The organism is Sphingopyxis sp. (assembly GCF_036402335.1).
Classification (GTDB): Bacteria; Pseudomonadota; Alphaproteobacteria; order Sphingomonadales; family Sphingomonadaceae; genus Sphingopyxis.
Genome location: NZ_DASWTD010000449.1, coordinates 1 through 14,387, shown reverse-complemented (window position 1 = coordinate 14,387; position 14,387 = coordinate 1). Strand labels below are relative to the sequence as shown.

The following is a 14,387-nucleotide window of genomic DNA, read 5'->3' as shown; positions in this document are numbered from 1 at the left end:
AAGGGTATGCTGCGCTCGATGAGCACCGAGCCGAAACCGCGGCGCGCGGGCGCGGCGACGCGCGGACCGCCCGCCTCGCGCCAGGCGATCCGGCATCCGCCAACGGGCGTCAGCGACCAGGTCACCGAAAGCCGCCCGGCAGGACAGGACAGCGCGCCATATTTGGCGGCATTGGTCGAAAGCTCGTGCAGGACGAGTGCCATGATCGAATAGGCGCGCGCGTCCATCCAGATCGCCGGGCCATCCAGCCTCACCCGCTCGCCATCGCCCCAATAGGGCATGAGTTCGGCGTGCAAAAGATCGCGTAGGGCGCCGCCGCCATCGTTGCGCACGACCTGGTCGTGCGCAAGCGACAAGGCCTGAATGCGGCCGCGCAACGATGCAGCGTAATTTTCGAGCGTCTCGCCATCGGCGGTCGGATGCACAACGAGCGAGCGGATCACGGCGAGGATGTTCTTCACCCGGTGGTTGAGCTCCTCGTTGAGCATGCGCTGGCGAAGCTCGGCCTTGGTACGTTCGTCGGCGAGCCGCTCGCTGTGCTGGAGGATGACCTCGACGAGCGCGATGCGCGTTGCCTCGCCAAAGCGTCGCTCCTGCTCGGTCCAGTGCGCGCTCTCGCTGCGCACGGTTTCCTTCCATATCGCGAAGCTCTTGCGCGGCGTCAGCCGATCGCCAAGCGGCCCCGTCTCATAGGTCTTGTCGGGATTTCCCGCCCAGTCGAGCGTGTGGACGAGCTCCTTGCGGAAAAAGAAGAGGAAGTCCCGAGGCCGCTGCGAAAGCGGCACGACGAGCATGCCGGCCGCCATCGGCGCATAATCTTCGGCGCCCGGCACGACATTGGCGAGTTTGTGGGTTGCCCATATCTGGCCATCGGCGACGGTCTCGGAAAAACGCGCGAGCGCGAGAATGGCCGCCTCGGGCGGCACCGACCCCACGACCGACATCTGTCCGTCGAGCCACATCGCTACGCCGTCGCAAGGAATGAGCCCGGCGAACTGCGACAGCTTGTCGCGGAGCAACCCGTTGATGTCATGCGAGCCGACCGTATCGCGCAGGAAGCTGTCGAGTGCCTCGCGCGCGCGGTGCGCCGCGTCCAGCGTTTGCTTGTGTCGCAGCGCATTAAGATGGAGCGAGAAGAATTCGCCGAACATTTCGGCCGCAACGCGCTCGGCCATCGACAAGGTGCGGGGGCTGTAGTGGTGGCACGCGATCAGCCCCCATAGCTCGCCGTCGACTATGATCGAGATCGACATCGAGGCGTCGACGCCCATGTTGCGCAGATATTCGCAGTGGATCGGCGAGACGCTGCGCAAGTGCGCGAACGAGAGGTCGAGCGGTTCGCCCGATGCGTCGAGCACCGGCTCGACCGGTATGCGTTCGAAATCGGCGTCCGAGATGATCCGGATCGTGTTCTTGAGATAGAGCGCTCGTGCCTGCTGCGGGATGTCGGTCGCCGGAAAATATTGGCCCAGGAAGCTTTCGAGATCGGCGCGCTTCGCTTCGCTCACCACCTTGCCGGCACCGTCGGGCCCGAACTGGTAGATCATCACCCGGTCGTAACCGAGGGCGGCGCGCACCAGCCGCGCACTGTCCTTCGCCAGCCGTTCGACGCCGTCGATTGCCGCAATGCGCCCGATCATCGCGCGCGCCATTTCGAGCGGCGCGGCGAGATTGGCCTCTGCGGGTTCGAACTCGATGATCGCGCTGCCCTTGAAGCGGTGCACCGCGACATCGAAGTGACGGCCGTTTTCCAGTACGCAATCGAACATCAGCGCCGAGCGTCCGCTGAGCTGGGCGCGTCCGAGCGCGTTCCGAATATCGTGCGCGGTCTTTGCACCGAGGACGGACGCAAGGTCGCGCCCGTTGAGATTGCCCGCCGCACCGAGCATGTTGCCGCAGTTGAGCGAATGCCGCAGGATCGTCGCCGCTCCGGCATCGCAGGCGACAAGACAGCCGTGCGGCTGGATGCTCCCAGGGATGTGGATGGGCTCGCGGTCGCAGTTGGTCAGGTCGACGCCCGTCGTCATACCGTCTCCACAGTATAGATGCCGAGCGCGAAGTCGAAGGCCGCGACGGCGCCGGCGACCACCGCATCGGCTTGACTGTCCGGGATCGTCTCGAGCAGCGCCAGAAAGCGCCTCCAGCGCGCCATGTCCTCCACCTGCCTCGCGAGATGCCGCGCGCCGTAGCGCGCGCCATAACCGAGTGCGGCCGCGCGGCGGACGAGCAGCCGGGCGCCGAGTGCCGAGCCCTCGAGGACATAGGCGATACCGACCTCGCCGCCCCCCCCAAGCGCCTTCGCGAACACGCCTTCGGGGCGCGGCGCCACGTCAAGGTCGGCCAGATCCTCGCGCATCAGGTCCGCCAGCGGCAGAAGCGGCCACCGGGTGCCGCGCGCAAGCAGCGTCTCGACCGGAGCGCGGAACGCGAGACTGTTCGCGACGAAGCGTCCATAGGCCTCGACCGTCGCAAACGACCCGACGGCATCGTCGAGCAATCGATGTTGTGAAGCCGTTTGCGCTCTGAGCGCGCGGCGTAGCGTTTCGTTGGGCAAGGGTTCGTCCGGTTGCGGGCGAGCACAGCACCCTCGAACATTCTGCCATTACGGCAAAGAAACGACTTATCTTATGTTATAACCGGGCAAATCTTCAATCTCTTCGTCGTGCCGGAACTACGGCCTGCCGTCCTCGTTATCGGTCTGGTTCCGGATTATGCACCGTGCAATATCGCGCAGCGCGGGGCAGAGAGAAAGGGCGTTGCGTGAACGAAGGCGGTAGCGGCGTGGGGCCGATCCTCGCGCATATGTTCGAGCAGGCGCCCAATTTCATGGCGCTCCTTCGCGGGAGCGATCACCGGTTCGAACTCGCCAACCCGGCCTATATCGAACTGGTCGGCGGCCGAGACATCGTCGGCCGCACCGTTGCGGAGGCGTTGCCCGACGCCGCAGCGCAAGGATTTGTCGCCATCCTCGACGAGATCTACCGAACCGGCGAGGCCTATTCCGCGCGCGGCGCCCTCTTCCGGCGCCAGGGTCGGCCCGGCGAGCCGGCAAGCGACCATTATCTCGACTTCGTCTACCAGCCGCTGCTCGGGGCAGACGGCAAGGTCGACGGCGTGTTCGTCCAAGGCGCCGATGTCACCGAGCGCTTCCGTGTCCAGCAAGCGCAGCGCGAGAGCGAAGAACTCTACAAGGGTCTCTTCGATGCGATCGACGAGGGCTTCTGCATCATCGAATTCTTCGACGGCCCGCATGGCCCCGACAGCGACTATATCCACCTCGAGGCCAACGCGGCCTACGCACGGCACGCGGGCATCGAGAATGTCGTCGGCCAGAAGCTGCGCGAGATGGTCGGCGACGAAGCCGAAGCCTGGATCGAGCGTTACGGCAAGGTCCTGCGCACCGGCGAGCCTATCCGCTTCCAGCAGGAGCTGGTCGCGACGGGCCGCTTCCTCGAACTGGCAGCGGTGCGCATCGAGCCGCCGAGCCGCAAGCAGGTCGCGGTGCTCTTCCAGGATATCACCGCACGCCGGCGCGCCGAGCTTGCGCTGGCCGAGCTCAACGCGACGCTCGAGCGACAGGTCGACGAGCGCACCGCTGAACTGATGGCCGCCGAGGAGACACTCCGTCACAGCCAGAAGATGGAAGCCGTCGGCCAACTGACGGGCGGCCTCGCGCACGATTTCAATAATATTCTTGCGGGGATCAGCGGCAGTCTCGAGGTGATGGCGGCGCGGATCGCGCAGGGCCGTGTCGCGGAACTCGACCGTTATATTACGGCTGCGAGCGGCGCGACCCGCCGCGCCGCCAGTCTGACGCAGCGGTTGCTGGCCTTCTCGCGGCGACAGACACTCGAGCCAAAGCCGGTCGCCGCGAACAAGCTCGTCGAGGGCATGCAGGAACTGATCGAACGGAGCGTGGGACCGGCCATCGCGGTCGAGACCGCGGGCGCTGCGGGTCTGTGGACGTGCTTCGTCGATGCCGACCAGCTCGAGAATGCCGTGCTCAACCTCTGCATCAACGCGCGCGACGCGATGCCCGACGGCGGCAAGATTACGATCGAGACCTCGAACCGCTGGATGGATGAGAGCAGCGCGCAGCAGCGCAGGCTCACTCCGGGCCAATATGTGTCGATTTGTGTATCGGACACCGGGACGGGCATGACGCCCGAGGTTGCCGCGCGCGCCTTCGACCCCTTCTATACGACAAAGCCCATGGGGCACGGCACGGGGCTCGGCCTCTCGATGGTCTATGGTTTCGCGGGCCAGTCGGGCGGCGCCGCCCGCATCTATTCCGAGCCCGGCCAGGGCAGCATGGTATGCATCTATCTTCCGCGCTACGGAGCCGCCGATGCCGCCGAGCAGGCGCGCGAAATCGAGAAGGGCGAAGCGCCGCGATCCTCGGCGGGCGAGGCCATCCTGCTCGTCGACGACGAGCCGCTGATCCGAATGCTTGCGAGCGAGCAGCTCGAGGCGCTCGGCTATCACGTCGTCGAGGCCGAGGATGGCGCATCGGCGCTCAGGCTGTTCGAGAGCCAGGGCCCGTTCGATCTGCTGATTACCGATGTCGGCTTGCCCGGCGGTATGAACGGCCGTCAGCTTGCCGAATCCATCCGTGCGCTCGCGCCCGATCTCGAGGTGCTCTTCGTCACCGGCTATGCGGAGAATGCCGTGCTCAACCACGGCCATCTCGATTCGGGCATGCACGTCATGACCAAGCCGTTTCAGCTCGACCATTTTGCCCGCCGCGTGAAGGCGCTGATCGCGCGCACGGACGACTGACGGGCGCGCCAGGCCCGGTCACCCCGTTGCGAGAACCGCCGAACAATGCGCTTGCGCAACGCGCCATCCGTTCGGCCCGCGCGTCCACACGCGCGAATAGACGAAGCGTCCGGAGAAAGCGGCACCGTCGAAGGTTCCTCTGATTTCCGCTGTGACGCAGGTCGCCGCCGCCTCGCCGTAGCAGCGAACAAGCATGTCCGGGGCATAATCGAGCGACGCGATTTCGAGACGCCCTGAGCGGTGCATCGCAAGATCGGCGGCTTTGGAAATTTGCGCACCATTCTGGTCGACAAACAGGGCATCGTCGCAGAGCAGCGCGTCGAGCGCGGCGATATCGCGCGCCAGCATGGCGCTGCGCAGCCGTTCCTCGATGGCGATGATTTCGGCGCGCTGCGTCATGTTCCGTTGCTTCGAACCCGCTCGCATCGCCGGCCCGGCGAAAGCCCCGAAGAATGGCCGAAGGGCGCCATCGAACAGCTCAGAGCCCGAGGCGCGCCCAGAACTCTCTTGCGGTCAGCCGCGCGGGCTTTTCTTTCGCCTCCGGCGCTCCGTGGCGCCACGAAGGGTGCGGCAGCGGCGGCGCAACACGATCATATTTTCCGTCGGGCTTTCTGTCACGGCTCATCGTCAACTCCTCGCGGTCCAGAAAACCTGCCGAGGGCACGCAAGTTCCCTGATTAGAAGGATTTTGCAAAACGGCGGGGAACGGTGGCGCCGGTCAGTGAAGCTGCAGTTGGCCGTTAGCTGCCAGTCAGCTTTTGGCGACAAACCGCAAGAAGCGGACGTCAGAGCCAAATTGACCTGACGCCCTCACAAAATTTTCAAAGGCGCACTTGCTTTCCACCGCGCCGGATTCAACAGCGATCAAAACCGTACCCGGAACCCGGCGGTGCCCTTCAGATTATAGCCCGCGCCGAAGTCGGCGATCGCGGTATCGCCCGAGACCTCAGTATAGAGGGTGAAGCGGTCGTCGCCCCAGCTATAGCTGCCACCGAGACCGAGTTCGCCCGACAGGCGGTGGTCACGGTTTACAATCGGCGTTTCCGATACGTCGGCCTCGGCGCCGTCAAGCCATTCGTAGCTGAGGTTCACCACGCTGTAGAGACGCGTGTGGCGGGTATCGCCCGACCGGCCCTTCCAGCTCGTCTGGTGATCGATCGCGAGGCCCCAGCGCGTCTTCAGGCTTTCACTCTTCGCGACCGAAACCGCCGCATCCGAAGGATCGGCGAAACGATCGAAATCGACCTTGGCATAACTCATCTGGACCTGCGGCGTGATGCCGAGGTTGCGGCCGATCGGGGTTTGCTTGCCGAGTTCGAGGCTGAATGCCTGGCCGTCGCCCTTGTTGCCGCGAGCAAGCGATCCGAGGACATTCGATTCAAAATCGCTGTCGAACCAGCTGAGCTTGACCTGCCCGTCGACGTAAAAGCCCTTCGGCCCATACCAGGTCATCGTCGCGCCGACGCCATAGCCCTGCGTGTCGATCGTTCCGTCGCCGAAGATCGAGGTCACCGCGCTGTCGGCCTTGCCATAATGCGCGGTCAGCCCGCCGACGAGGGCGGCGCCGTCGCTGCGCCCTGCCAACACGGCGTCGAGCCCGAGTTGCGCCTGCCACTGGTCGACCTTGCGGTCGGCGCCGCTGGTCGATGCAAGCGCTTCGGGGCGCTGGCGTTCGGACTCGAAGCGGCCCCAGAGCCCCGCTCCGGCGATCGGCGAGGCAGCCCACGACCGGTTGCCGACGCGCTGCTGCAAGGTCGGCAGACGGTTCAGCGATTGCAGCGCCCCGATATAGGCTTCGTAGACCGGAACGCCCGGCTGATAGAGCGGCCCTTCGGGTTCGCCGGTGGCATCGAGGCGCGCCGAACGCAGATACCAGTCGCCATCTTGCGGCGTCGCAACGCCGTTCTTGAAGAGGCGATAGCCATAGGCACCGGCGATCACCGCCTGCTGGCCGTCGAACAGATAGTCGCCATCGAGCGTGAAGCTTCCGTCCGACGCACCGGCGACCTCGACGATCTTGATGCCCTCGGCGGTCTGCGCGCCGAGGCCGCCGCGGTTGATCACCGTCACCCGCGTGTTGCCCGCGGTCGCGCCGTTCACGACCAGCCGGTCGGTCGCCGAAGCATCGCCGCCAAGCTCCGCCTCGATCTCGAGCACCCCGCCATTGCCGCGATAATCGCCGGCGACGGTCAGCGAGCCGATGCTGCTGCCCGGCGCGACAATGCCCGCATTCACGATTGAGCCGACACCGCCCGTGCCTTCGAGGCGGCCCGCCGCGCCGACGCTGACCGCGCCGCCAAGGCTGCCCTGCACCGCGAGCGTTCCCGCAGCGACCGATGTGCTGCCGCCGAAGCCGCCATTGTCGGCCGTCACGAGCAGGGTGCCGGCGCCCGTCTTAGCAAGCGATCCCGTCCCCGAGAAGAGGCCATCATAGGTGAAGAGCGTATCGGCCGCCGTTGCGATCGTGCCGCCACCGACCACGATGTCGCGTGCGCTGGTAACATTGGCGCTGATTTCGAGTGTGCCGCCGTCGAGCGTCACGTCGCCGCTCGCTGCGCCAAGGTTAGCGTCGCTCGAAATACGTAGCGCGCCGCCGACGATCTGGGCGCCGCCGGTGTAGCTGTTCGCGCCGCCGAGGACGAGAGTGCCCGCATCGGTCTTGACCAATTGGGTATCGCCCGAAAGCGCCGAATTGATCGTCGCTGTAAAGCCCGCGCCCGCCGCGCTGCCGTCGCCGACGCGGATCGTAGCGGTGGGATCGGTCAACGTGATGCCGTCGCCCGCGATGACATAATCATTGGCAGCGAACTGCATGCCCACAGCGGTAACAGCGCCCAGACCGTCATCGACTGTGACCGTCCCGCCGGTGCCGCCGAAGATGGCGAATGCGCCGTCGGTATAGGCGGCGTTTACAGCGCCGTTCTCGCCGGTCCAATTATCGTCGCCGCCGCTTGCCTGCCAGCTTCCGCTGCCGCCGTTGATCACGCCGTCATTCTTCGGCCCGGCCGCGCCGTCCCAGAAGTTGAGCGCGAGGACGCCCGAGTTGACGAGGTTGACCTGGCCCGCGATCGAGGTCTGGACGACGGCGTTGGAATCCGCGGGCATGATTCCGAGCGTGACGCCGTTATCGGTCAGCGTGCCGCCATAGTTAAACATGCGATAGATGCCGACATCGAACGCGCCGCCCGCCGGGACGCCGACATTGAGCACGCCGTCGATGACGAGATTGCCGCCGACGTTGACAAGATCGTTGAGCGCGCCGCCGACCACGCCCGCCTCGCCGAACTCGAAGTCGAGCGTCGCGGTCGGGCGGATCAGCAGATCGCCGCCCACCGTCAGCGTACCCGCGCCGCCGGCACCCGGCGCCAGCGTGCCGCTGAGGTTCACAGTGCCGCCGATCGTGCCGGTGCCGCCCAGCGTCGTGAACTGGTTCACGGTCACAGGGCCGGTCGCGGCGCCATAGTCGCCGTTCACGAGCAGCGTGCCCTGTGCGACCCCGATGCCACCGGCGTGGTTACCGGCACCGGCAAGGACGAGGGTACCGGCGCCGAGCTTGCCGATCAGACCCGCGCCGGTGAGATTGCCGGTGAGCGTGAGCGCCGTATCCGCGTCGATGGAGAATACGCCTTGGCCCGCGAGATCGACTGTGCGGACCGAGCTGATATCTGCCGTGGTTTCGAGCGTGCCGCCGTTGAAGCTGAGTACGCCCGAGCCGGCGCCGAGATTGGCGTCGCTCGAGATCCGCACCGTGCCGCCGTTGAGCGCTGTGCCACCGGTGTAGCTGTTGGTGCCGGTCAGTTCGAGCCTGCCGACGTCGGTTTTGACAAGTTGGGCGCCGCCGGTGATCTCGGAGGTGATGATCGTGCTGTATCCGAGCCCGGCACTGGTACCGTCACCGACGCGGATCACCGATTGTGGGCCGGTCAGCGTCAGCGCACCGCCTTGGACCCGGTAATTCGTCGTCGCGAACTGGAGTCCCGAGGCCGTAACCGCGCCCAAGCTGTTGTCGATCGTGACAATGCCGCCGGTACCGGCGAAGATCGCGAAGGCGCCGTTGGCATAGCCGGCGTTCCCGGCACCGGTCGTCTCGGTCCAGCTGTTATCCAACCCGGTCCGCCACATGCCGCTGCCGCCGTCGACCACATTGTTGAACTTGTTCGCACCGGCGCTGCCGTCCCAGAAGTTGAGCACCGCACCGCCGGTGTTGATCAGGTTGACCTGGTTCGCGACCGAGGTCTGGACGAACAGGTCCGCGCCCGACGGCATCGTGCCGAGCGCGAGGCCGTTGTTGATGAGCGTGCCGCCATAATTGGCGACCCGATAGACCCCGATGCCGAAGGCGCCGCCCGGCGCCACCGCGACGTCGAGCGTCCCGCCGAGCGTCAGATCGCCGCCGACGTTGACGACATCGTTGAGCGGATCGCCCGGCGCGTTCGCGCGGCCGAACTCGAAGGCGAGCTGCGAGGTCGCGCCGAGCGACAGGTCGCCATTGATGGTGAGAGCCCCTGCCCCGCCGGCACCCGGCGCCAGCGTAGCGCCGTCTGCGATGACGACATCGCCACCGATCGTGCCGGTCCCGCCCAACACAGCTCCCGAACTTACGCTGGTGAGCCCAATCGCTGCCGATTGATCGCCATTGACCAGCAGAGCGCCCGCTGTGACACTGGTCGACCCGGTATAGTTGTTGGCGCCGGTCAGCGTGAACGTACCGGTGCCGGTCTTCACCAACCCGCCTCCGGCGCCTGAGATCGTTCCGGAGAAGGCCGTGTCAGCGCCCGTGCCGAAGGTCAGCGTTTTTGCGCCAAGCGCGATCGCCCCCGCACCCGATAGATCGCCGATCGTCGTGCCGGGCCCGTTAAGCCCGGCGATACCAAACGCGGCGCCGGCGCCCACGGCTACCGCACCGCCCGCGTAAAGCGAGCCGTTGCCGAACAGTTCGAAGCTGCCAGCCGATACCGTGGTCCCACCAGTGTAGCTGTTTGCCTCAAGGTAGCGAACCGCGCCGCGGGAGCCCGTAATGACAACCCGGCCACCGGTGCCGCCAGCGATGCCGCCGTCGGTGATCGTCCCCGACCAGTCAGAGAACGAATTGTTGAATCCGAGCGTCAGTATTTTAGAGCCAAGCGCTATTGTACCTGCGGGGCCCCTGTTGAGCTGGATCACGCGTGCGCCCACATCGCCCTGCGAGATGTCGAGGACAGTGCCTGCGCCCACGATGATGTTGCCCCTGCCGATCGTGCCGGCCCCGGCCAATGCCAATGTGCCGTTCTCAAGCACGGTTCGGGTGGAATAGCTGTTGGCACCTGTCAGGGTCAGCGTTCCGCTGCCGAGCTTAGCGAAGAAATTGCCAAACGAGCTGTTGGGACCATCACTGACTATGCCGCTCAGCGTTACGTCGAATCCTTGAGTGTCGATGCGATTGGCCCCGGCTCCGCCGACTAGGATATTGCGTGCAGAGGTGAACGCAGCGCCAGCCTGCAAGGTGCCGATCTGCAGAGAAAGCGTACCGCCTACATCGCCGAGATTGGCGTCATTGGATATCTGTATCGTACCCCCGTTGATCGTCGTTCCGCCGGCATAGCTGTTGGTGCCCGTGAGCGTCAGGGTTCCGCTACCGCGTTTCGTGAGCGACCCGCTGCCCGAAATGGTGCCATCGAGCGTGAGCGCACCGGAACGATCGACGACCAGCGCCCCCTCATTGTCGATGTCGCCGATGATGCTGCCGCTCGCGCCGCCAGAGCCGATCTGCAGCGTGCCGCCATCGATCGCGGTACCCCCGGTGTAGCTGTTGGCGCCGGTGAGGACGAGGGTGCCAGCGTCGGTTTTGACAAGGCCGGCGGTGCCGGCCAGCTCGCTCGCGATCGTCGCGGCAAAGCCCGCGCCCGCCGCGCTTCCATCGCCTACCTGAACGATCGCCTGGGCGTCGGTGAGTGTGAGCGCATCGCCGGCGACTCTATAGCCGCTGCTTGCGAACTGAAGCCCGGAGGCAAGGACGTCGCCGCCAGCGTCATCGACGGTCACATCGCCGGGCGCACCGGAGAAGATCGCGAATGTGTCCTGCGCATAATCGGCGTTCAGCGCCCCGCCCGCATCGGTCCAGTTGCTGGAACCGCCGCCGACGCGCCACACGCCGTTGCCGCCATTGACGGTGCCGTCATTCTTGGGACCCGCATTGCCGTCCCAGAAGCTGAGCGTCAGGCCCGCGGTGTTGACCAGATTGACTTGTCCCGTGACCGCGGTCTGCACCGACACCGCGCTGCCGCCCGGCATCGTGCCGAGCGTCAGGCCGTTGTCGGTGAGCGTACCGCCATAGTTGAACATGCGGTAGATGCCCGGGCCGAAGCTGCCGCCGGTCGGCACCAGGACGTCGATCGTGCCAGCGAGCGTGAGGTCGCCGCCGACATTGACAAGGTCATTGAGCGCGCCACCGATGATACCCGCCCGACCGAACTCGAAGGCGAGCACCGCATTGGGTGTGAGCTCGAGATCGCCGCCCACCGTCAGCGTGCCAGGGCTGTTACCGGGCGCCAGCGTGGCGCCGCCGCCAACGGTGACGTTGCCGCCGATCGTGCCGTTGCCGCCCAGCGTGCCGCCGCCGAGCACGACGACCTCGCTTGCCGCGTCACCGAGCGTGCTGTTGACGAGCAGCGTACCGCCCGAGATTGCGGTCGAGCCGGTGAACCCCGAGTTGTCCGCGGTCAGGCGGGTGACACCCGCCACCTGCTGAATCGTGCCCGCGCCCGTAATCGCAACGTCAAAGTCATAGTCCGCGTCGGTGTGGTTGAAGATCAGTGATCCTGCCCCCGCACCGAACGCAATCCCGGAAGTGTCAAGCGTTCCGGCGGCTGTCGCCGCCTGACCGGCGTCCGAGCCGATGTTGAGGATGCCAGTGCTTCCGGCCACGGCGGCGATTGTAATCTGCGACGCCGTAACAGAGCCGCCGTCAGTGACGGTCAGCGTGCCCGAGCCAGCATTGCCGACGTAGATGGTAGAGCTGCTCGTCCAGGCCGACCCGGGGCCCGTCACCGTCACGGCACCGTTCGACCCGGCGTTGCGGCCGATGAAGCCAGCCGTACTGGAAACGCTTCCCTGATCCGTTATGTCGAGAAGGCCGCCGCCGAACGTGCCGACGAAAAGCTCGTTGAGGTTTGTCCAGCTTGACGCCGGCCCGGTCACGGTCGCCCGGCCAGAGAAACCGGCAGCATAACCGATCGCGCCGACCGCGTTGGTCACCGCACCGCCATCCGCAATGTTCAAGGTGCCGTTGCCCGCATAGCCGACGAGGAGATCGGCGCTGTTCGTCAAGGACGAATTGGCCCCCGTCACCGTCACCGCGCCGTCCGAGCCGGCGCCGTAGCCGATAAAGGCGGTCGTATTGCCAACCGTGCCCCCTTTCGAGATCGTCATCGTGCCCTTACCCGAGAAGCCGACGAACATCTGGTCGTCGTTCGTCCAGGCCGAATTTCCGCCGGTCACCGTCACCGTGCCAACGGAATCAACCGAGCTGCCGATGACGGCTGTTCCGCTCGTGGCCAGACCGCCGGCAGCGACCGTCAGTGTGCCGGTGCCCTCACCGCCCACCGTGAGATTGGCGTCCCCGAGCCATGCCGAGCCGGCCCCGGTTACGGTCACCTCTCCGCTCGCGCCTTGCTGCGAGCCGATCGTTCGGAAATCCAGGCTGACGGGCGCCGCCGCGGTGGAAACGATACCGCCGTTGGAGATGGTGAGCTCGCCGCTTCCCTCGCGGCCGATCTGCAGCGCGTTGCTGAGGTTCCAGACCGAATTCGGCCCGTCGACGGTTACCGTGCCGCCCGATCCGGCAAAATATCCGATGATGCCCTGGTTGCCGGTCGTGACGGCGCCGCCGCCGGCGATCTCCAGCGCACCGGCACCGGTCTGGCCGACGACCAAATTGCTGCCGAGGCTGAGGGACGAACCGGTTCCGGCGATCGTCACCAGACCCACGCTGCCGGCATCTTCGCCGACGATGGCCTCCGCGGCGGACACTGAGCCGCCATTTTCGATGCCCAGCGTTCCATTGCCCGCTGCGCCCACATAAAGGAAATTGTCGGTTGTCCAGCGCGAGCCCGGACCGCTCACTGTCGCAATCCCCGAGGAACCGGCATATTCGCCGAGCGCGCTATTGGTGTCGACGTCGACGCTGCCGCCGTTCGCGATGTTCAGCGTTCCGGAGCCGAACATGCCGACGTAGATGCTGCTGTTACTCGTCCAGTTCGAGCCCGCCCCCGTCACCGTCACCGTTCCGTCGCCGCCGCTATTGACACCAACCTGTCCAAAGGTGCTCGTGACCGTTCCACCGCCCGCCACCGTCAGGCTACCGGTCGCTGAGTCGCCAACATTGAGGACCCCGCCGACGTTCCAGTTCGGTGAGGTGGCGGGGGAAGGATCGACGTCGCCCGATGTCGTCACGCTCTGGGCCGATGCAAGAGGAATGCCGGAGACCAGCCCCATCGCGCAGGCGACGACCGCCGTGGAGGCGAAGAGTTTCCCAAGACTGCGAGAAGCGCGCGTTCCATTTGCGCGCGTTGAGAATTGCCCCATCATGCCGCCTCCTCTGTTTGACGGACCGGTTAAGGGCGCAAGACGCGCGGGGCAATCACAACATCTTCAATTTTATGCAAAAAAGGTGCGCACACCTGACACGCCCAAGTTGTTTCGACATCTTTGAGCCGATACGGGACAAGGGCCCCATCCCGGCTCTGCACGTGCTCGAAGGATTGAGGTTGAGCCTCTGTTATCATCAAGGGCGTCGCGAACAGATGGCCGCTAGCGGTCCGGCTGCTTTAGGCGTTCGAGTAACCTGAGCGGGACACATTCCTGAAACGGCCTTGTGATTGCGTGCGGTGGTGGAAGCGTACAATGCATGTTGGAGCCACAGACAACACACCGAAAATGACCGGTTGTCATGCCGCATTTGCCCGGCCATTGAATAGACATGCGCGTCAACGTCGATCATTATGTTGACGCCTCCGACCCCGATGCAGATGGCTTGCACGACTGGTACTATGAGTATGACATCTACCGGTTCTCGCAGGCCGGCAGAAGCTTCGTCGCCCGAGCTTATACGGACGAGCCGAGGAAGGTGGCCTTCCTCGCGCACGAGGTAAAGATTTTGGGCTTTCGCCGACACAGGCTTCTCAACTCCGCGGATCTCCGATCGTCGCTGTTCGTGGCAGCGCTCGCTCACTTTCGCCGCCTCGGCATGACCTCAATCGACCGGTTGACGGAGGCCGGCTATGTGCCGGTTGAAAATGCAGCCCCTGACGGCGTAATCCAGAATCTCTAGGACGTTGCCGCAACGACGCGAAAGGGCCGTCATGCAGCGTCGGGGAAAGGCCGGCTCCGGGCGAGTAATCTCCAGATGAAAAGTCGGCGCGTGACGGCCGGACGGATCGGGTCGCGCGTCACGGAAAGATTTTGTTAACGCATTTCGAGCAGACTTCCGATGGGGGGCACGAAGCGGCGAAAGCCGCGCGATCGGAGAGTTCGCGTGCTCGAATATGATACGAGGCCGACGGCGGTCATGGGTCCTCTCGGGCCATTGACGATCGACGATCTGCCGTCGTCCGGCACGATCTATTGGGTCG

7 protein-coding genes are annotated in these 14,387 nt (G+C 65.4%); 2 read left to right on the top strand and 5 right to left on the bottom strand.

Going from position 1 to position 14,387, the window contains the following annotated elements:
* Together VGD20_RS14510 and VGD20_RS14505 are read right to left on the bottom strand one after the other, a co-directional pair.
* Positions 1-2,027: HWE histidine kinase domain-containing protein (locus tag VGD20_RS14510; protein WP_331135125.1), on the bottom strand; the 2,027-nt coding region annotated here is incomplete at its 3' end.
* Positions 2,024-2,497, bottom strand: coding sequence for a biliverdin-producing heme oxygenase (locus VGD20_RS14505; RefSeq protein WP_331135124.1), 474 nt, complete (start codon positions 2,495-2,497; stop codon positions 2,024-2,026). The genes VGD20_RS14505 and VGD20_RS14510, both read right to left, overlap by 4 nt.
* A 263-nt stretch (positions 2,498-2,760) precedes the next feature.
* Between VGD20_RS14505 and VGD20_RS14500 the strand changes: the two genes are divergently transcribed.
* On the top strand, positions 2,761-4,779 hold the full coding sequence (locus VGD20_RS14500) for a PAS domain-containing protein (RefSeq protein ID WP_331135123.1): 2,019 nt from the start codon (positions 2,761-2,763) through the stop codon (positions 4,777-4,779).
* An 18-nt stretch (positions 4,780-4,797) separates the two neighbouring features.
* On the opposite strand, the gene VGD20_RS14495 is transcribed toward VGD20_RS14500, so the two are convergent.
* The 3 genes from VGD20_RS14495 to VGD20_RS14485 form a co-directional block, all read right to left on the bottom strand.
* Positions 4,798-5,178 carry a nuclear transport factor 2 family protein gene (locus tag VGD20_RS14495; protein WP_331135122.1) on the bottom strand — a complete coding sequence of 127 codons (381 nt, stop codon included), beginning with the start codon at positions 5,176-5,178 and terminating at the stop codon, positions 4,798-4,800.
* A gap of 79 nt (positions 5,179-5,257) precedes the next feature.
* Positions 5,258-5,404, bottom strand: a complete 147-nt coding sequence (locus VGD20_RS14490) for a hypothetical protein (protein ID WP_331135121.1) — start codon at positions 5,402-5,404, stop codon at positions 5,258-5,260.
* A 239-nt stretch (positions 5,405-5,643) separates the two neighbouring features.
* Positions 5,644-13,209, bottom strand: a complete 7,566-nt coding sequence (locus VGD20_RS14485) for an autotransporter outer membrane beta-barrel domain-containing protein (RefSeq protein WP_331135120.1) — start codon at positions 13,207-13,209, stop codon at positions 5,644-5,646.
* A gap of 526 nt (positions 13,210-13,735) precedes the next feature.
* Between VGD20_RS14485 and VGD20_RS14480 the strand changes: the two genes are divergently transcribed.
* On the top strand, positions 13,736-14,086 hold the full coding sequence (locus VGD20_RS14480) for a hypothetical protein (RefSeq protein WP_331135119.1): 351 nt from the start codon (positions 13,736-13,738) through the stop codon (positions 14,084-14,086).
* Positions 14,087-14,387 lie beyond the last annotated feature (301 nt).